The organism is Aggregatibacter segnis (assembly GCF_003130075.1).
In the GTDB taxonomy this organism is placed as follows: Bacteria; Pseudomonadota; Gammaproteobacteria; order Enterobacterales; family Pasteurellaceae; genus Aggregatibacter; species Aggregatibacter segnis_A.
On sequence record NZ_NRCW01000003.1, the window covers coordinates 96,574 to 116,033 of the forward strand.

A 19,460-nucleotide genomic window follows, 5' to 3' on the forward strand; every position below is an offset into this window, starting at 1 on the left:
TTTTAGAGGAAGCATCAATGAGAGCATTAGAAGCTAATTTGCTTAAATTTTTGAAAAAATCATCCCAGTTCATCATCCCTATCTATCAACGGAACTATTCTTGGACAGACAAACAGTGTACCCAACTGTGGGATGATATTATGCGGACAGGGACTGATGGACGCATTCACGCACACTTCATCGGTTCTATCGTTTATGTTGAGCGCGCACTATCCACCGTAAGCAGTCAGGAATCCTTACTAGTGATTGACGGGCAGCAGCGTTTAACTACTTGCACCCTACTCATTGCAGCATTGGCTGAGTTTTTTGAGCAACATAATATCCCTGAATTGTTAAATAGTTTTTCCTCTAAAAAACTGCATAACTATTACTTAACCAATCCTGAGGAAGAAGGCGAAAGACACTTTAAATTGATTTTGTCTGAAACTGATAAAGATACCCTTCTTGCCATATTGAAAAATACGCCACAACCAGAACGATTCAGCAGTAGAATTCAAGAAAATTACGAACAATTCCAAAAACTGATTCAGGAAAATCAAGACAAATTGGAACAAATTTGCCGAGGTTTGGATAAATTGGTTATTGTGGAAGTCGCGCTTGATCGAACGCAAGACAATCCACAACTGATTTTTGAAAGCATGAATTCAACAGGTTTGGAGCTTAGTCAAGCAGACTTAATCCGTAACTATATTCTGATGGGATTAGAACCAGACCTACAAACCGAACTATATCGCGATTATTGGCGTAAAATGGAACAACTTTTCGGGCAAGAAGCATATAGTCAATATTTTGATGATTTTATGCGTCATTATTTGACTGCGAAAACAGGAAATATTCCGAATATTCGTCAGGTTTACAGTGAATTTAAACTTTTTACTCATACCCATTTTTCCAATAATGTAAAAGAGCTGGTTGCCGATATTTATACTTATGCAGGTTACTATTGTGCCTTTGCTTTAAACAAAGAAACCAATCCGGCTTTGAAAGAAACATTTACCGACTTGCGTGAATTGAAAGTCGATGTTGCCTATCCATTTTTATTAGATGCCTACCATACTTACAAACAGGAAGGTTTAAGTACTGACGAAATGTGCCAAATTGTGCGTTTAGTGGAAAGCTATGTTTTCCGCCGCGCGGTATGTAATATCCCTACTAACTCGCTTAATAAAACCTTTGCTTCACTTGCCAGAAATCTGGATAAAACAAATTATGTGGAAAGTTTGCAAGCCAAACTACTCATTCTTCCATCTTACCGCCGCTTCCCATCTGATGAAGAATTTTTGCGTGAAATTAAAATTCGTGATTCCTACAATTTTGCCCGCCGGATTTACCTGCTACGCAAGCTTGAAAATTACGGACGTAAAGAAAAAGTCAATGTCAATGAGTACACTATTGAACATATCATGCCGCAAAACCCGAATTTATCTGACGAATGGCAGGCAGATTTAGGAAGTGATTGGCAGAAAGTTCAACAGACTTATTTGCATACATTGGGAAATTTAACCTTAACCGCCTATAACAGCGAATACAGCGACCGTCCCTATGTTTACAAACGAGACCAAGTAAAAGATGGAGACGGTAACGCTATCGGTTTGTCATCTAGTCCATTAAACTTAAATAAAAATTTGCCAAAGGAATATTGGAATGAAGAACAAATTAATCTGCGTGCAAAGCGATTATCCGTTTTAGCAGCCAAAATTTGGTCTATTCCTTATTTAACACAAGAACGACTTTCTCATTATCAACCCCAAAAGAACACTGAAACGACATACAATATTACAGACCATCCACACCTGATGCTGAATGCGGCAATGCACACTTTATTCCAAACATTACGGCAACAAATTCTGGCATTTGACGCATGTGTCAGCGAGGAGTTTTTAAAATTGTATGTCGCCTATAAAGCAGAAACCAATTTTGTGGATATTATCCCGCAGGCTAAACGATTACGTTTAGTTTTAAACATGCGATTTGCCGATATTCAAGACCCACGCGGGCTGTGTCGAGATATTACAAATTTAGGGAAATGGGGTAATGGAGATGTTGAAGTCCGCTTAGATAATTTTGATGATTTGACTTATGTTATGGGGCTGATTCGACAATCTTTTGATTATCAAATGATAAAAGATTAACGCCTATTTTTAAAAGGCCGTCTGAAGCCTTGTTTGGCTTTTCAAACGACCTTTGTTCACTCCAAACGCTTACTTCGCCTGAAAACCGCCGTCCACGCTAAAAATGTGTCCAGTGGTGAAGCTGGCTTCATCGGACATCAGCCACACAATCGCGTTCGCCGGTTCGTGCGGGTTACCCATTCGATTCATTGGGTGCATAGTTTCCAAGGCTTTCGGGTCGATGTTTTCATCCACGCCTGAAATCTGTTTGGCGATGATTTCGGTGCGAGTTGCACCCGGTGCGATGCCGTTGATGCGGATTTTTTCTGCCGCATGGTCAAGGGCGCAGGATTTGGTGAAGCCGACCACCGCGTGTTTGGTGGAAACATAGGTGTTGGCGTAAGGAATGCCGTTCAAGCCCGCGATGGAACACAGGTTCACAATCGAGCCACCGTAGCTCCATCTGTAATGCCATCGTAATCCAATTGTAATTCCATCATAATGTCATCATAACTCAATAGCTTTTTAATTTTTTGCTTCAGTAATTTATTTTTGGTCTGTACCAGATAACTAGATTAAATTCTCTTTAACTAATTGTTTTAAAATGGAAATTTTAGATTTTATTTCACTATTGTTAAAATGCCATTCGCATTCCTTCAAATACAGTTCAAAATGCGCTTTGGGAATGCCATTAAATTTGCGCAAATAACGTTTTGCTTGGTTCCAAAAATTTTCAATTCCATTTATATGGTTATGATTTTCAGCAAAATGCGTACTGTGATTGATGCGGAAATGACTAAATTCGCTGACATCAAGCACATCATAACTACAGTAAGTGTCTTGTGTAAACAATGCTATCGGGCTTAACTTTCTCACGAATTAGTGTTGCTGATTGGGAATTTGGTATAACTACGGTATAAACTTTACCATTTCTCTTGAGAAACCCGAATACCGCGACTTTGCCTGCTGCGCCACGACCACGCTTACCTTAAATTCTTTGGTATCAAATAAGCCTTTTTCCGCCAATAACGCTTCCATTTTGGCATAAGGGAAACCTTCAATCGGGGTGCTGTCAATACCGATCATTGCTGCCGAGGTCAGCATATTCCCCAGCGCAATATAACTTTGCTTACATGCCCAATCGTAAAAAGCTCTCGGATTATCTGCAAATACGCCTTCAAATTGACTGTATTGGCGGAAGAATTTCAAGCGCATGGTAACGGTATCTTCAGGTAGCTGCTGAACGGTGCACATAAAATACGGCAAATAATCGCCGTTCGGGTCAAGGATGGTTGCTGGCGCAAGGCGATTTACTGGCGGTCGTGCCTGAGCGTTTGATTGCCAACTTGCCCAATCTCAAGCGCTTTGAACCATCTCTTAAAATTCAAGGCTTTACCAAAACACTGATTTGGCACGAACGGACCCATAAAGATCCTGCGTATCGCTGGGTAAGGGAGTTGATTGAAAAGGCTTGTTTAGTTGATGGGAAATAGTGAATGTTGATGCTACCGATTAGCCGTAATTGATGGCGTACGAGAAATTTCCCCTTATGATCTGAAAATAGCCTGGTAAGCAAAGGCACTTTTTAAATATAGGGTAAAAAGGCATAATTGCAGCCCCATTTTTTGAATTATTTATTTAGGAGCAAAAAGATGAATATTTTATTACTAGACGGTGGAAAAGAGTTTGGTCATTCGCATGGTGAGTTAAACCATACGCTTCATAAAAAAGCGAAAGAAGTTTTGACCGCACTTGGATACAATGTAAAAGAAACTGTGATTGATGCCGGCTATGATGTTGAGGCAGAAATCGAAAAATTTGTTTGGATGGATGCCGTGATTTGGCAAATGCCGGGTTGGTGGATGCACGAGCCTTGGACAGTGAAAAAATACATAGACGAAGTATTAACTGGTGGACACGGCAAGCTTTACCAGAGTGACGGCCGTCATCGCGTAAATCCCACCGAAGGCTACGGCACAGGTGGCTTGTTGCAAGGCAGAAAATACATGCTTTCGCTTACTTGGAATGCGCCGATTGAAGCCTTCACCCGCGAAGGCGACTTCTTTGAAGGCAAAGGTGTGGATGCTTTATACATGCACTTCCACAAACTCAACGAGTTTATCGGCTTGACCCGTCTGCCGACATTCTTATGTAACGATGTGATTAAAAATCCACAAGTCGAACAATACTTAGCAGACTACCAAGCACATTTGGAAAAAGTATTTGGTTAATTGATAATTGAGAAATATTAGCCTAAAAGGTGAGCATTTTTGCTCACCTTTGTTTTTTTGTCGTAGAGAATGAGGATATTTTATTGCGAAAAAGTGCGGTCATTTCTCAGCATATTTTTCTGCTTTAAATATTGCGATCAGCTCCCGTACTTTAATTCGCTTATGTGACGCTTGGCTGATAGAGCGTTGTACTTTTAAACGGCGGATTTTCGCGCCTTGGTAGATTTCACGGGTGAATGGCGTGTCGTGGTTGGAAATCACTACTTGGACATTGCGTTGTTTTACGGTGTCTTTGGCAAGGTTGGCAAGATCACGCTGGTGGGCGATGGAAAATTCATTGCCCGAATAATTGGTGAAATTGCTGTCTTGTGAAAGAGGGGCGTAGGGGGGATCGCAGTAGATGACTGAATTTTTATCCGCCATTTGAAAGGTTTGTTGAAAATCAGCGCAAATAAAGATCGCACTTTGTGCTTTCGTTGAGAAAAAACGGAGTTCTTCTTCCGGGAAATAATGGGTTTTGTAAGCACCGAAGGGCACATTAAATTCGTTTTTGGAATTGTAGCGACACAAGCCGTTAAAACCAAAACGGTTTAAATACAGGAATAATACGGCACGTTGGAAGACATCGGTACTTTGATTAAATTCTTTACGCTTGCTGTAGTAGTAACTTTCTGTGTTGGCATCCGGGTGGAAGAAAACTGGTTTGCACGCTTGGATGTAGCCTTCTACGTCCTGTTTGACGATGTTGAATAGATGGATTAAATCAGGGTTGATGTCTGCCAGAATGTAGCGTTCAAAATGGCTGTTGAGAAATACTGCACCGGCGCCGACAAACGGTTCGACCAAACATTGTTTACGTTTTGGCAATAAGCGGTTGATTTCGTCTGTGAGGCGATATTTACCGCCCGCCCATTTGAGAAAGGGGCGGCTTTTGGTTTTTGTTGTGGGTTTAGCGGGTTTAGGCATGGGGTTAGTCAACTTGCGTACAACGATTGATGGCTTCAATGACCTGTTCTTGTGGGACATCCGTCGCCACATAAGCCTGTCCAAGGGCTTTGAGGAGCACCAAACGCAATTTGCCATTGAGTACTTTTTTATCACGCATCATTAGCGGCAAGTAATCTTGTGCGGTCATGCCATCCGGGGAAACGGTTGGTAAATTGGCGCGCGCTAAAAGTTTTTCTAAACGTGCGACATCATGTGGGGTTAAATCGCCTAATTTTTCTGATAACGCCGCAGCCATCATACAGCCGGCGGATACCGCTTCGCCGTGCAGCCAGTTGCCGTAACCTAAATAGGTCTCGATGGCGTGACCGAATGTGTGGCCCAGATTTAATAGCGCACGATCGCCTTTTTCCGTTTCATCACGCGCAACAATATCTGCTTTTAATTGGCAACAACGGGCGATACATTGTTGTAATGCGTTTTGGTCAAGGGCGACTAAGTTATCGATGTGTTGTTCTAGCCATTGGAAAAAGGGGAAATCTAAAATCGCACCGTATTTTATGACTTCGGCTAGGCCGGCGTTGACTTCACGTTTTGGTAAGGTGTTTAGGGTGAGCGTATCGACAATGACGGCACTCGGTTGATAAAACGCGCCGATCATGTTTTTGCCTAATTCGTGATTTACCGCAGTTTTACCGCCCACGGAAGAATCCACTTGGGCTAATAACGTCGTCGGAATTTGAATAAAACGAACGCCACGTTGATAGCTTGCTGCGGCATAGCCTGCCACGTCACCGATGACACCGCCGCCTAATGCCACGATCGTGGTATCGCGTCCGTGGTTGGCTTTTAAAAGTGCGGTGAAAATCAGGTTCAAAGAATCCAGGGTTTTGTATTGTTCGCCGTCCGGCAATACCACGTGGTCAATAAGACAACCGATTTTTTCTAAGGTGTCCGTCACGGTAGAAAGATAATGTTGTGCAACAGTTGGATTGGTCACGATCATGACTTTATTGCCGGATTTCAGCGGATAGCAATCGGTATTCGTGAGTAATCCGGCACCGATATGAATCGGGTAGCTTCTTTCTTTCAATTCAACATTTACACACAACATTTACTTTGCCTTTAAGGTGTTTAACCGTTTGTATTAACCGTTGTAGTTGTCAATCAGGTCGATAATTTGTGTCGCCATGACTTTGGCACTTTGTTCGTCAGTTGGTAGGGTGATGTCCGCCACTTCTTCATAAAGTGGATTGCGAACTTTAGCTAAGTCTTCCAACACTTGGCGCGGATCGGTCACATCTTGCAATAACGGACGTTTTTTGTCTCGCTGTGTGCGTTGATATTGTTTATCCACGGTAGTTTCGAGGTAAATCACAATACCGCGCGCGGAAAGGTGATTGCGGTTGTCTTTTGATAGTACAGCGCCGCCACCGGTCGATAACACGATGCCTTGACGTTGCGTTAATTCATTAATGAGACGTTCTTCTCTTTTACGGAACCCTTCTTCGCCCTCAACATCAAAAATCCAACCGATATCGGCACCGGCGCGTTCTTCAATTTCCGCATCGGTATCGACGAAATCCATGTTGAGTAATTGTGCGAGTTGGCGACCGATGGTGCTTTTACCTGCACCCATAGGGCCCACTAAGAAAATATTACGTTTTTCTGCCATTGCTATAATCTTAAATTTATGTCGTCGTAAAGAATGTGATCTTTTAGAAAATAAGAAACGACCGCAAGTCATGATTCATGTGGTCGTGTGAAAGTTTTGAATAAAATTGAAAAGATCACCCCAAAATTGCACGAGATTATCTCAATAAATCGCCATTCTTTTCAACATAAACAGGCGATTTATTTCGTTTATACCGCGTTAAAGACAAAATAAACTACGGGTTTCTTTCCTTTTTCGGTTTATTTTGTGCGGTCTTGGATTTCTCTTGCTTCTTGTTCTTTTTCTCAGGTGTTGGCTTGCCTTTCAAGTTTTCCAATGTCTCGCCGGGGCGCAAAATATGTGGGGTGACGAAGATCACTAATTCCCGTTTTTGGTGGCGATCACTTTCTTTGCTAAATAAATGCTTAATGCCGGGAATGTCTCCCAGTAATGGCACTTTGTCTAAGCTTTTAGTAATGGTGTCATGAAAGACGCCGCCAAGTACGATGGTTTCGCCGTCCTTGGCGAAAACTTGCGTATTTATTTCTTGTTTATCAATCGAAACCACCTCGCCTAAACCGTATGCCACGCGACTGCCCGGCGCGTTTTGGCTGACAATTAAATCCAACAGAATTTGCTTATCTAAGGAAATATGTGGTGTGACTTCCAACCCTAATACGGCTTCGCGAAACTCTACGCTTTGCGTACCACTTTTTTCATTCACCATGATATAAGGCAATTCCGTCCCTTGCTTAATGCTGGCGCTTTTCTTGTTGGTGGTAAGCAAACGTGGGCTAGCGATAATTTCCACATTGTTTTCTCGTTCAAGTGCGGTCAATTCTAAGTCTAAAAGTCGCCCGTTAATTTTGGCTACCTGTAACGCGAGAGACCCGGCCGGTGTCGTGGCGGTGGGCAAGTTGACGTTTAATTGATTGGCAATATTGTCAAAGCCGTTAGCGGCGAGACTGCCAGCAATTTTGTGGGCATTTTCTGTCGGGTTAAAAATCCCCCAACGCACGCCCAAATCTTTCAAACTTTCGGCGTTGATGGTGACAATACGTGCTTCGATGGCGATTTGTTCAATGGGCTTATCCAATTCCTTGATCAATTTCTTCAAGTTGGCGATGGATTTTGGTTCGTCTTGAATCAGCAAGAGATTGCTTCGGTCATCAAAGGTAATGCTGCCGTTCGGCGATAACATCGACCCACTGCCACCAGTGAGCGATTTCATGACTTCAGAGGCTTTGGCAAAGTGCAGTTTAATGGTGGCCGTCGTGAGCGAGGTTTCTTCCTCCGAAGGCAGTGCCGCAATGGCTTGAGGTTCCGTCATATTGCCGGCAAATTTGGCGGCGGTATCACGTTTACTTAAATAATAAATGCCGTCTTCTTGCCATAAATCCAATTGTTTAATTTTGGCAATGGAACGAAAGATCTGATCTAAATTCACGTTATCTAATTTTAGTGTCAGTGTGCCTTGCAATTCATCATCGATCAGTAAGTTGACATTTTGCGCCAGCGCGAGTTGTTGTAAGGTCGGTACTAAAGGCGCTTGTTTGAGTTGAATGGAAAAGGTTTGATGTTGTTCGGCATGCACGGTGAACGAGAAAAAACATCCGAAAAACAGACCGCACTTTAAGATCTTGAGAAAAAGCGATTGCATGATATTTCCTTAAAATGATTTAAAACTGAACATTGAACGGGAGCGTCTGTTCACAATGTTGATTGTTTTCTCTGCGTAGAAACGCAATTTGCTGTTTGGCGATATGGTCTATTTTGATTGCCTCTGCGGCGATGACATCACCGACGTTCGCCAAATGAACTTGCTGGTCGACCTGTAAAATAAGTCGGTAATCTTTTTGTTGTTGAATGATGCCAACAATCTGAATTTGAGCAAAAGGCGTGTTTGGAAAGATCCCTGTTTGGCATGAATGCGCTGGCGGTTGTTCTGGTTTCTGGACATGTTCTGGTTTGGTGCGATGGCGTTGTGTTTTATCAAATGGATCATTCGCTGCAGCGGGTAAGCTGAGCAAAATGCCCAATATTAAGTATAAAAGTGGTTCTCGCATTCGTTTTTCCTTAGTTTCCTTTGCTATTTAATTGAAATAAAAGTTCTGTTTGAATGGATGATGCCTCATTGGCTTCATCGTGTTGCGAAACTTGCCATTCCACGAGTTCCAATTCTGTGTTCGCGTTTAAAAGTGCGGTTAAAAATGAATGTAAATCTTTGAAATGGCCTTGAAGTTGTAGCCTGAGTAAGGGCTTTTGATGAAAATCCCATTGGCTTTGTACGATTTGCAAACCTTGAGCAAGTTGTTGGATTTGCTGATTAATCGGTGGCAGTTTGGCAGCCAGCGCCGGTGTGAGTAATTGCGTTGCCGCTTTCTCTTTTAGAGCGGCTAACAGTTTTTGTTGATGTGCTAAGTTTTCCCGTTGCGTTTGTAATTGTTGCTCCATATGTGTCATGTGAGCACGTTGTTGCCAATAATGTTGCAAGGGGAAAGAGAGGGTAAATACGCCGAGGAAAAGTAACGTGGAGTGTTGTTTCCAGGGATGTAAACGGTGCCAATGGGCCAATGTCTCGGTAAGTTTTTGTCTGAAATTCATGGTGTTGTTTTTATCTTTACATTAAATTGGAAACGCAGTTCTTGCGCTTGTGGTTTAAATTCCACCAGATTAACTTCGCGAAATAACGGTTGTGCGGAGAGATATCCATTGAGGCGAGAAAACTCTTCTTGGTTTTCAGCATATCCCTTGAGCATAAGATGTTCGGTATTGAGGTGTAATTCCGTTAATTCACCTTGTGTAAGTGGAAACTCAGCTAATTGATTTAACAAAGAAAAAAGCGTTTCTTTCGGAATTTCCTGAAGGGTTTCCAATTGCGCATGACTGTGCCGAAATTGTTGGATTTGTTGTTGTATTGCGTGTAATTCTTGTTGATGGCCGGTGTATTGCAACTGTGCTTTGCCCGCATTGTCGGTATAGCCTTCCGCAAAATGGGTGAGCGATAATGTGCCGATCGTACATAACGTTGCCCCGATAAATAGGGTAACCAACAAACGCCGATTTTTCTGTCGAAGCTGTTTAATGCGCCAAGGCAACAAATTCATGTCTTTTTTCATGTCATTTTCTCTAAAGGTGGCGCTTTAACACCAAAAAGTGCGGTGGATTTTTGTAACGTTTCTTGTTGCCACAAGGCATTACCAAGGGCGATAAAAGGAAGGGAGGTGTTTATTTCCACCCAGTCTGATGCAATGTGTGGTGTAGATTCAGTGCTGTAATAGAACACTTTTTCCGGTTTTTCATCATAACGCTGGCAATATTGCTCAAAAAGTGAGGTCAAATTTCCGTCCGTTTGAAACAGTGTTTGGGTTTGTTGTCGTTTTGGGTGAATCGCTAATGCGCCGCTTTCGTCTTGGTATAACACTAAGGCGTCGATCGGTAATGCTTGCTCTAAAATATATTCGCTGGCGCGTAAAACAGCTTTGGCAACGCTATCTAACACATCAATTTGCAAGGGAATAAATTGATTTAAATAGTTTTTCGCAATTTGTTGTCTAATCGCGAAAATATCTAAACGAAATCCTTGTTTTAGCGGCATCGCCGTATAGTCATACCAAACTTCCTCAAGTGGAATTGGCAATTCGTGGGTAAGGGTAAAATGACACTGCTGTTCGCATTCTTGGGTATTCAGGTTTTGCGGCAGAATAAGGCTTTTTTGCCAGATATGCTGCGGCATAATGGCGGTAATGAATTTATAGTTTGCTCTTCTCGGTGATTGATTTAATTTCTGATTTAACGTGGAAGAGAGTGTAAGTAAATCCAGTTCGCTACATTGTAAAAACTGGGCTTGGTTTTGTGAATCGAACCAAAGAACATCAATATGTTGTGGGTGATAGCAAAGGCCAACTTGAATGGCGTGCTGATGTCTGATGAACATGAAGTATCCTTGTTTGCAATATTTACTGTCGTTTTTGTTGCGTAGTCTTTATACTTAGCCACTATATTTTTCATTCCTTTTATTGCATTTAACTAAGTGAGAATTTTTCGATGCGGATCGCAAAATTAATATTAAGTTCCTTATTAACGCTGTTCATTTTGGGTTGTATTGCTGTGGGCGTTGTCTATGTGCAGCTAAAATCCGATTTGCCGGACGTGGAAACGCTGAAAACCGTTGAGTTGCAACAGCCAATGCAAATTTATACTTCTGACGGTAAGTTGATTGGTGAAGTGGGCGAACAGCGCCGTATTCCGGTGAAATTAAATGAGGTGCCGCAAAAGTTAATTGATGCGGTATTGGCGACGGAAGACAGCCGTTTTTATGAACACCACGGGCTAGACCCGATCGGGATCGGCCGTGCCGTGATGGTGGCAATCAGTAAAGGTGGCGCTTCCCAAGGGGCGAGTACCATCACGCAACAGTTGGCGCGTAACTTCTTCTTAACGCCGGAAAAAAGTTTGATTCGTAAAGCCAAAGAGGCGATTTTAGCTATTGAGATCGAAAATGCTCTGGATAAAAACGAAATTCTTGAGCTTTACCTAAATAAAATTTATTTGGGCTACCGCTCTTATGGTGTGGCGGCCGCGGCAAAAACCTATTTTGGTAAAGAATTAAATCAACTGACTTTGTCCGAAATGGCCGTGATTGCAGGTTTACCGAAAGCACCTTCTACAATGAATCCACTTTTCTCCCCGAAACGTGCATTAGAGCGTCGTAATGTAGTGTTGGGGCGTATGTTGGATCAAAAATATATTTCTCAGGAAGAATATGATGCTGCGTTGAAAGAGCCGATTGTCGCCAGCTATCACGGTGCGCAATTGGATTTTCGTGCTGATTACGTCACAGAAATGGTGCGTCAGGAAATGGTAAAACGTTTCGGTGAAGAAGACGCCTATACCAAAGGCTATAAAGTGTACACCACGGTGCTTTCCAAAGATCAGGAAACGGCGCAAAAAGCGGTACGTGATAATTTAATCGCTTACGATATGCGTCATGGTTATCGTGGTGGTGAACCCTTATGGAAAAAAGGCGAAGCCTCTTGGGATAATGACACTATTATTGGTTTTCTGAAAAAGTTACCAAATTCTGAGCCGTTTATTCCGGCTGCCGTCATGAATGTATCTAAATCGAGTGCAGAGCTTTTATTGGCATCCGGTGAGAAAATAACGTTGCCAAGTAGTACGATGCGCTGGACGGGGCAGTCTGCTCCGGTGAAAACAGGTGAGCAAATTTGGTTACGTAAAAACGATAAAGGTGAATGGGTCTTGGGGCAAATTCCACGCGCCAATTCTGCGTTGGTTTCTTTGAATAGTGACAATGGCGCCATTGAAGCGATTGTGGGCGGTTTCAGTTTTGAACAAAGTAAATTTAACCGTGCGACACAATCATTAGTGCAAGTAGGTTCTTCCATTAAACCGTTCATTTATGCGGCTGCATTGGAAAAAGGCTTGACCTTGTCCAGTGTGTTGCAAGATACGCCGCTTGTGTTGAAAAAGCCGGGACAAAAGGAATGGCGTCCGAAAAACTCGCCGGATCGTTATGATGGTCCGTTGCGTTTACGTGTGGGACTAGGCCAATCTAAAAACATGATTGCCATTCGCTCCATGCAAATGGCCGGTGTCGAGTTTGTTGCGGATTTCTTGCAACGTTTTGGTTTTAAACGAGATCAGTATTTTGCCAGTGAAGCCCTTGCATTAGGTGCGGCTTCCTTTACGCCGCTTGAAATGGCGCGTGGTTATGCAGTATTTGATAACGGTGGTTATTTAGTTGATCCTTATATTATTAATAAGATTTTAGATAATACCGGCAAAGAAATTTTTGTGGCCAACCCTAAAGTCGCCTGCCCAACTTGCGACAGTATTCCTGTGATTTACGGCGAAACGGAAAAATTAGATGGTTTCAAAAATACCGATTTGACCATGGCTGATGGCTTGAAACGCAGCGATGATTCCACGAACGGCGAAGAAGTAGATCAAGGTGAAACTGTGCCGGATATTCCGGAGTTACAGCCACGTGTTGATTCTGTGAAAGAAGAAAATTTAAATTTCATGGCGCAAGCAAAAACCAACAGCTCGCAAGTTGAGTATGCGCCACGTGTCATTAGTGGTGAATTGGCGTTCTTGATTCGTAGTGCATTAAATACGGCGATTTATGGTGAACAAGGGCTAGATTGGAAAGGCACCAGTTGGCGCATGGCAAATGAGATCAAGCGTAAGGATATTGGCGGTAAAACCGGGACGACCAATAACTCCAAAGTGGCGTGGTATGCCGGGTTTGGCGCGAACTTAACGACGGCTGTGTATATTGGTTTTGATGACAATAAATTCGATTTAGGTCGCGGAGAGGCTGGTGCGAAAAGTGCGATGCCGGCGTGGATTAGTTACATGAAGGCCATTTTGAAAGAGGTACCTGAACGCATGTTGCCGACTCCGGCGAATATTGTCGAGAAAAATATTGATCCGCGTTCCGGCTTATTATCTGGTGGTGGACGTGTCGAATACTTCATTAAAGGCACCGAACCGACCCGAGCTTATGTGGAAGAACGTGGTTATTATGTGCCTAGCGATCTGCAGGAAGGCGGTGGCGCATCGGGTGGCCAACGGGAAGAATTATTCTAGACCGCGACTTGTTTTTGAAGCCCGGCAGCTGTCGGGCTTCCTTTTTGGGGAAAAGTGCGGTCATTTTATTTAACGTTTTATAAGTAGGAATTATGCTCAGTTATCGTCATAGTTTTCATGCAGGTAATCATGCGGATGTGTTGAAACATATCGTGTTAATGCTGATTATTGAAAGCCTGCAACAGAAAGATAAAGGTTTTTATTATTTAGATACGCATTCAGGCGCGGGACGTTATCGTTTATTTAGTGCAGAAGCGGAGAAAACGGCTGAATATGTGGATGGTATTGGTCGTTTGTGGGGACGAGAGGATTTACCGCCAGAAGTGGCGCGGTATGTGGCACTGATTAAAAAACTCAACTATGGCGGGAAAGAATTGCGCTATTACGCTGGCTCCCCGTTATTAGCCGCCAATTTATTGCGCCCACAGGATCGTGCGTTAATGATGGAATTACACCCAAGCGAATTTCCGTTATTACGCAATAATTTCAAAGAATTTGAAAATGTGACGGTGAAAATCGGCGATGGCTTTCAGCAAGTCAAAGCCACATTGCCTCCTAAAGAGCGTCGAGGCTTGGTACTAATTGATCCGCCTTATGAACTGAAAGAAGACTATGATTGGGTGGTGAAAGCCATTGAAGAAGGTTATAAACGTTTTGCGACTGGTGTGTATGCGATTTGGTATCCTGTGGTGCTACGTCAGCAAACCAAGCGCATCATTAAAGGTTTGGAAGCTTCGGGCATTCGTAAGATTTTGCAAATTGAATTGGCGGTGCGCCCGGATTCAGATCAGCGCGGTATGACGGCGAGTGGCATGATTGTGGTGAATCCACCTTGGATGTTGGAACAGCAGATGAAATCCATTTTGCCGTATTTAACCACCGCACTTGTGCCGCAAGGTACCGGCAGTTGGTCGGTAAACTGGATTACACCTGAATAAGATGACGCCAGCATAAGATAATACCGATTAGACCGATTTATCCTATTTGTTTGATTTGTGAACATCCTTTGGGCAGAATAGCGCCCAGTTTATTAATAAGGAAAAGAATATGACTAGACATTATGATTACATTGCCATCGGTGGTGGCAGCGGTGGAATTGCTTCCATTAACCGGGCAGCAAGTTATGGCAAAAAATGTGCCATTATTGAAGCAAAACATTTAGGCGGAACCTGTGTTAACGTGGGCTGCGTGCCGAAAAAAGTGATGTTCTACGGCGCACAAATTGCGGAAGCCATCCATCATTATGCACCGGATTACGGTTTTGATGTGGACGTCAAAAAATTTGATTTCGCTAAGTTGGTGGAAAGCCGTCAAGCCTATATTTCCCGCATTCATACCTCATACGATAACGTATTAGCAAAAAATAACGTGGATGTGATTCGCGGTTTTGCCAAGTTTGTCAATAAAAATACCCTTGAAGTGGCTTTCGCCGATGGCACTACTGAACAAGTGACAGCAGATCATATTTTGATTGCTACCGGTGGACGTCCAAGTATTCCTGCAATAAAAGGCGCAGAATACGGTATTGATTCTAATGGCGTTTTTGCGTTAACCGAGCTACCTAAACGTACAGCTGTTGTTGGCGCAGGTTATATTGCCGTGGAGTTGGCCGGCGTCTTAAACAGCCTTGGTGTGGAAACCCATTTATTTGTGCGTAAACACGCGCCGTTGCGTAATTTTGATCCAATGATGGTGGAAACCTTGGTGGAATCCATGCAACAAGACGGTATTACGTTACACACCCATGCCATTCCAAACGAAGTGGTAAAAAATGCAGACGGTTCTGTGACCCTTAAATTAGAGGATGGTCGCGAGCAAACCGTAGATTGCCTGATTTGGGCCATTGGACGTGAGCCGACAACGGATAAAATTAATTTACACGCCGCCGGCGTAGAAGCGAATGAGCGAGGTTTCATCAAGGTAGATAAATACCAAAACACCAATGTGCTGGGTATTTATGCGGTAGGCGATATTATTGAAGGTGGCATTGAACTCACGCCGGTAGCGGTTGCAGCCGGACGTCGTTTATCCGAACGCCTGTTTAACAATAAACCAAACGAACATTTAGACTACAATTTAGTGCCTTCTGTGGTGTTCAGTCATCCGCCAATCGGCACTGTGGGATTAACCGAACCACAAGCCATTGAACAATATGGTGCGGAAAATGTAAAAGTGTATAAATCGTCCTTTACTTCTATGTACACGGCTGTCACCCAACATCGTCAAGCTTGCCGCATGAAATTGGTGTGCGTTGGTGAAGAGGAAAAAATTGTGGGCTTACACGGCATTGGTTTTGGCGTGGACGAAATGATCCAAGGTTTTGCTGTTGCTATTAAAATGGGCGCGACAAAAGCAGATTTTGACAACACAGTGGCTATTCACCCAACAGGCTCGGAAGAGTTTGTAACAATGCGTTAATTAACACTTATTAAATAAAAAAGGTCTGAGTTTTCAGACCTTTTTTGTATTCTTTATTCACTATGTTAGACACAAACTTTAGTATTTCAACTAAAGTGCGGTCTTATTTTATTGTGTTTTTAACGGGTCCCATAAACGACGATGGTCTTGCCATGGGCTGAAATGAGATGTTGATCTTCTAGCATTTTGAGAATGCGCCCAACGGTTTCACGGGAACAGCCTACCATTTGGCCGATTTCTTGGCGGGTAATTTTAATTTGCATACCATCCGGATGAGTCATCGCTTCCGGCATTTTGGCTAGGTTTAATAAGGTTTGAGCAATGCGCCCGGTAACATCCAAGAAAGCCAAGTTACTGACTTGGCGTGAGGTGTTTTGTAAACGACGTGCCAACTGCGCGGTAAGGAGCATTAGAATTTCAGGGTTAACTTGAATTAATTGGCGAAATTTACGGTAGGAAATTTCAGCAACTTCACAAGCCGCTTTGGCTTTTATCCAGGCGGAACGACGCTGATCTTCTTCAAATAAACCGGCTTCCCCGAAGAAATCGCCTTGGCTTAGATAAGTCAGGATCATTTCTTTGCCATCTTCATCTTTCACTAAAACGGAAACGGAACCTTGAATTAAATAGTATAAGGTTTCAGCCTTTTCACCGGCATTGATTAATGTGCTTTTAGATGGATATTTATGAATATGACAATGAGATAAAAACCAATCAAGGGTTGGATCCGTTGATGGCGTTGTAACTTGTGCGTTTTGTTCCTGCACGGTGAAAACCTCCAGCTAACAATGAAAAACTAAAAAGTTTATCTAAAAAATTCCGTTTTATTTTTTATATCGATAGATTCATGTAACTCAGACCAAACGATCACCGCACTTCCTTGGCGGATTTTGTTCAGTAGCGCTTTCTTTTTTTGTTCGAAAGTCTGTTCATGTGAACCATAATCGGTTCCTTCACGTAAAATGACGCTTTCCACAATATTGATTAAGGTGTCTTCCGCCAGTTCTTGCCAAGGAATAATCACGACATATTACCTAAATAAATAAATTATGCAAATAAGCTTTCAATGAGCTGCCATTGCTGGCTAAACCCTTGATTTGGTGTGTGTCGGAAATTGGAACGCACATAGCGCATAAACTGCCCTTCACAGAGGGTGACGAGGTGTGCGGCGATAATGCGTTCGTCCACGTTAAATCCGCGTCCTTCGCGCAATTTTCGCATTTGCAGAATATTCACGAACTGCAATTCTAGCCTGTCAAAAAAGGTAGCAACGCGGGCTTGTAGTTTGGCATCTTCAAACATCAACGCATGGCCCGTTAAAACACGGGTTAAACCGGGGTTTTTACGGGCAAAATCCAAGATCATCTGCAGGATGTCTTTTACCCGTTGCATGGTGTTGGTTTCATTTTTGATAGATTGTGAAATGCGATTCAGCAATGTGCTTTCGATATTCTCAATTAAGGCTTCAAAAATCTTGGTTTTGCTCGGGTAATAACGGTACAACGCCGCTTCTGATACGCCCACTTCTGCGGCTAAACGCGCCGTTGTCATACGCTCCATGCCGCGTTCGGAATGCAACATATGCGTGAGCACCGTCAACACTTGTTGGCGGCGTTCTTTAATACTGCGTTTATTGGTTTGTTCCATTAGTGTTTACCTGAATGGCCGAAACCGCCTTCGCCGCGTTCTGTGGCATTAAATTCGTTGACGATATTAAATTCTGCTTGCACAACGGGCACAAAGACTAATTGCGCGATGCGATCGCCTACTTCAATTTTGAACGGTTCATTGCCACGATTCCACACGGAAACCATGAGCGGACCTTGATAATCAGAATCGATTAAACCGACTAAATTGCCCAACACAATGCCGTGTTTATGGCCTAAACCGGAACGCGGTAAAATCACTGCCGCTAAATTGGGATCGGCAATATAAATAGAAAGCCCCGTTGGAATTAATTTGGTTTCACCCGGTTGGATTTCAATGCCATTGTCTAGAAGTGCACGTAAATCCAAACCGGCTGATCCTTCAGTAGCATACGTTGGCAGGGGAAATTCGTTGCCAAGACGGCTATCTAAAATTTTAACGTCAATTTTTTTCATTGTGATCTTTTCCTTTAACGAAATCTTTTGTGTTTTTGATAAAGTGCGGTTGGTTTTTGCTGTGTTTTTTTATTGACGGTAACGCGCCATGATTTCAGTGACTAATGCTTCTGCCAATGTATTTTTATCCGCCTGCGGCAAGGCTTTTTCGCCATGCTTCCAAAAGAGGTGTAGCGCATTGTGATCTTGTCCGAACACTTGCCCGCCGGAAACGTCATTGGCACAAATCATATCCAAATTTTTGCGCGTCAATTTATCTTTCGCGTAATCGGCAACATTCTGCGTTTCAGCCGCAAACCCAATAGTGAAAGGGCGCTTTTCCGTAAGATGCGCCACATCCGCGATAATGTCCGGATTTTTAACGAGCTTTAACGTCATTTCTTCAGCCGATTTTTTGATTTTTTGATCAGCGACATCCGCAATACGGTAATCCGCCACTGCGGCACAACCAATAAAAATGTGATTTTTGACCGCACTTTCTAAGGCAGTTTGCCACATTTCTTGCGCGGAAATGACATTAATACGATGAATATTGGGTGAGGCGGAGAGATTCACCGGGCCGGCAATTAGTGTCACCTGTGCCCCACGTTTGGCAAAAGCCTCTGCAATGGCAAAGCCCATTTTACCGGAGCTGTGATTGGAAATGTAACGCACTGGATCGATGGCTTCACGCGTTGGGCCTGCCGTGATAGCAACATTGAGACCGACTAAATCTTGCTGCACAGTAAAATGATGGCAAAGTGCGGTGAAAATTTCAGAAGGTTCAGACATCCGCCCGGCGCCCACATCACCACATGCCTGTTCGCCACTGTTCGGGCCGATAAGTTGTATGCCACGGCTTAAAAGTGCGGTCAGATTTTGCTGCGTTATGGCTTGACGATACATTTGTTGGTTCATCGCCGGTGCAAGTAAAATCGGTGCGTTGGTGGCAAGACAAATCGTAGAAAGTAAATCGTTCGCCATGCCGACAGTTAAGCGCGCAATAAAATCGGCACTGGCTGGCGCGATTAATACGACATCCGCCCATTTCGCCAATTCAATATGTCCCATTGCCAGTTCTGCTTGCGGATCCAATAACGATTGTGCCACGGCATTGCCGGAAATCGCTTGTAAGGTGAGTGGGGTCACAAATTCTGCGGCAGCAGGCGTGAGCACCACGTGAACCTGCGCATTGGCTTTGCGTAATAAACGAATTAATTCGATGGTTTTGTACGCGGCAATGCCGCCGGTAATACCCACAACAATGCGTTTATTTTCTAGATTAATCATGCTTGAATCCCATGAATTGACTGACTCGGAGATGAATTCGCTTATTCTACTTGAATTATGATTTAATCAAAAATCTTATTTTGCGATCCCAATCCCATCTTTTGAATGTACTTTT

At 43.2% G+C, this 19,460-nt stretch carries 21 protein-coding genes and 1 pseudogene; 6 read left to right on the plus strand and 16 right to left on the minus strand.

Annotated elements, in window-relative coordinates:
- The first annotated feature begins 17 nt into the window (after nt 1–17).
- On the plus strand, nt 18–2,132 hold the full coding sequence (locus DK415_RS04350) for a DUF262 and DUF1524 domain-containing protein (protein WP_109432773.1): 2,115 nt from the start codon (nt 18–20) through the stop codon (nt 2,130–2,132).
- 69 nt (nt 2,133–2,201) lie between these two features.
- Here DK415_RS04350 and DK415_RS04355 read toward each other — a convergent pair whose 3' ends face one another.
- The 3 genes and pseudogenes from DK415_RS04355 to DK415_RS04365 all read right to left on the minus strand — a co-directional run bounded on the left by DK415_RS04355 (nt 2,202) and on the right by DK415_RS04365 (nt 3,365).
- Complete coding sequence (locus DK415_RS04355) at nt 2,202–2,552, minus strand: SDR family oxidoreductase (RefSeq protein ID WP_204098397.1); 351 nt, start codon at nt 2,550–2,552, stop codon at nt 2,202–2,204.
- 129 nt (nt 2,553–2,681) lie between these two features.
- Nucleotides 2,682–3,099, minus strand: a pseudogene (locus tag DK415_RS04360) (IS1595 family transposase); the annotation flags it as partial.
- On the minus strand, nt 3,021–3,365 hold the full coding sequence (locus tag DK415_RS04365; RefSeq protein ID WP_109432614.1) for a nitroreductase family protein: 345 nt from the start codon (nt 3,363–3,365) through the stop codon (nt 3,021–3,023). The pseudogene DK415_RS04360 and the gene DK415_RS04365, both read right to left, overlap by 79 nt.
- 38 nt (nt 3,366–3,403) lie before the next feature.
- On the opposite strand from DK415_RS04365, the gene DK415_RS04370 reads away from it, so the two are divergent.
- Nucleotides 3,404–3,604: a type 2 periplasmic-binding domain-containing protein gene (locus DK415_RS04370; protein WP_204098398.1), complete on the plus strand. Its 201-nt coding sequence runs from the start codon at nt 3,404–3,406 to the stop codon at nt 3,602–3,604.
- Between the two features lie 159 nt (nt 3,605–3,763).
- Entirely contained in the window at nt 3,764–4,342 is a 579-nt protein-coding gene (locus DK415_RS04375; RefSeq protein WP_109432615.1) for an NAD(P)H-dependent oxidoreductase, read from the plus strand.
- Nucleotides 4,343–4,441: 99 nt separating this feature from the next.
- Here DK415_RS04375 and DK415_RS04380 read toward each other — a convergent pair whose 3' ends face one another.
- The 8 genes from DK415_RS04380 to DK415_RS04415 all read right to left on the minus strand — a co-directional run bounded on the left by DK415_RS04380 (nt 4,442) and on the right by DK415_RS04415 (nt 10,878).
- Nucleotides 4,442–5,308 (minus strand): Dam family site-specific DNA-(adenine-N6)-methyltransferase, encoded by an 867-nt coding sequence (locus DK415_RS04380; protein WP_109432616.1) that lies wholly within the window; start codon nt 5,306–5,308, stop codon nt 4,442–4,444.
- Between the two features lie 4 nt (nt 5,309–5,312).
- A complete protein-coding gene (gene aroB / locus DK415_RS04385; protein ID WP_109432617.1) occupies nt 5,313–6,401 on the minus strand; it encodes a 3-dehydroquinate synthase in 1,089 nt (362 codons plus the stop codon).
- Nucleotides 6,402–6,434: 33 nt separating this feature from the next.
- Nucleotides 6,435–6,962, minus strand: coding sequence for a shikimate kinase AroK (gene aroK / locus DK415_RS04390; protein ID WP_048750075.1), 528 nt, complete (start codon nt 6,960–6,962; stop codon nt 6,435–6,437).
- 214 nt (nt 6,963–7,176) lie between these two features.
- Nucleotides 7,177–8,601, minus strand: a complete 1,425-nt coding sequence (locus DK415_RS04395) for a type IV pilus secretin PilQ (protein ID WP_109432618.1) — start codon at nt 8,599–8,601, stop codon at nt 7,177–7,179.
- Between the two features lie 19 nt (nt 8,602–8,620).
- On the minus strand, nt 8,621–9,007 hold the full coding sequence (locus DK415_RS04400) for a pilus assembly protein PilP (protein ID WP_109432619.1): 387 nt from the start codon (nt 9,005–9,007) through the stop codon (nt 8,621–8,623).
- 10 nt (nt 9,008–9,017) lie between these two features.
- Nucleotides 9,018–9,545, minus strand: a complete 528-nt coding sequence (locus tag DK415_RS04405; protein WP_109432620.1) for a competence protein — start codon at nt 9,543–9,545, stop codon at nt 9,018–9,020.
- Nucleotides 9,542–10,060 (minus strand): PilN domain-containing protein, encoded by a 519-nt coding sequence (locus DK415_RS04410; protein ID WP_109432621.1) that lies wholly within the window; start codon nt 10,058–10,060, stop codon nt 9,542–9,544. The genes DK415_RS04405 and DK415_RS04410 overlap by 4 nt, the downstream gene beginning before the upstream one ends.
- Nucleotides 10,057–10,878 (minus strand): type IV pilus biogenesis protein PilM, encoded by an 822-nt coding sequence (locus DK415_RS04415; protein WP_109432622.1) that lies wholly within the window; start codon nt 10,876–10,878, stop codon nt 10,057–10,059. Before DK415_RS04415 ends, DK415_RS04410 begins: the two co-directional genes overlap by 4 nt.
- Before the next feature lie 110 nt (nt 10,879–10,988).
- Here DK415_RS04415 and DK415_RS04420 point away from each other — a divergent pair, with 110 nt between their 5' ends.
- From DK415_RS04420 to gorA, 3 genes are all read left to right on the plus strand, one after another.
- On the plus strand, nt 10,989–13,556 hold the full coding sequence (locus tag DK415_RS04420; RefSeq protein WP_109432623.1) for a penicillin-binding protein 1A: 2,568 nt from the start codon (nt 10,989–10,991) through the stop codon (nt 13,554–13,556).
- Between the two features lie 92 nt (nt 13,557–13,648).
- Nucleotides 13,649–14,494 (plus strand): 23S rRNA (adenine(2030)-N(6))-methyltransferase RlmJ, encoded by an 846-nt coding sequence (locus tag DK415_RS04425; protein WP_109432624.1) that lies wholly within the window; start codon nt 13,649–13,651, stop codon nt 14,492–14,494.
- 109 nt (nt 14,495–14,603) lie between these two features.
- Entirely contained in the window at nt 14,604–15,974 is a 1,371-nt protein-coding gene (gorA, locus tag DK415_RS04430) for a glutathione-disulfide reductase (protein ID WP_109432625.1), read from the plus strand.
- A 119-nt stretch (nt 15,975–16,093) separates the two neighbouring features.
- Here gorA and crp read toward each other — a convergent pair whose 3' ends face one another.
- The 5 genes from crp to coaBC all read right to left on the minus strand — a co-directional run bounded on the left by crp (nt 16,094) and on the right by coaBC (nt 19,345).
- Nucleotides 16,094–16,741, minus strand: coding sequence for a cAMP-activated global transcriptional regulator CRP (gene crp / locus DK415_RS04435; RefSeq protein ID WP_109128369.1), 648 nt, complete (start codon nt 16,739–16,741; stop codon nt 16,094–16,096).
- A 38-nt stretch (nt 16,742–16,779) separates the two neighbouring features.
- On the minus strand, nt 16,780–16,998 hold the full coding sequence (locus DK415_RS04440; protein WP_109432626.1) for a YheU family protein: 219 nt from the start codon (nt 16,996–16,998) through the stop codon (nt 16,780–16,782).
- A 23-nt stretch (nt 16,999–17,021) separates the two neighbouring features.
- Nucleotides 17,022–17,621 (minus strand): nucleoid occlusion factor SlmA, encoded by a 600-nt coding sequence (gene slmA / locus DK415_RS04445; RefSeq protein WP_006716723.1) that lies wholly within the window; start codon nt 17,619–17,621, stop codon nt 17,022–17,024.
- Nucleotides 17,621–18,076 (minus strand): dUTP diphosphatase, encoded by a 456-nt coding sequence (gene dut / locus DK415_RS04450; RefSeq protein WP_109432627.1) that lies wholly within the window; start codon nt 18,074–18,076, stop codon nt 17,621–17,623. Before dut ends, slmA begins: the two co-directional genes overlap by 1 nt.
- 69 nt (nt 18,077–18,145) lie before the next feature.
- Complete coding sequence (gene coaBC, locus DK415_RS04455; protein ID WP_109432628.1) at nt 18,146–19,345, minus strand: bifunctional phosphopantothenoylcysteine decarboxylase/phosphopantothenate--cysteine ligase CoaBC; 1,200 nt, start codon at nt 19,343–19,345, stop codon at nt 18,146–18,148.
- Between the last annotated feature and the right edge of the window lie 115 nt (nt 19,346–19,460).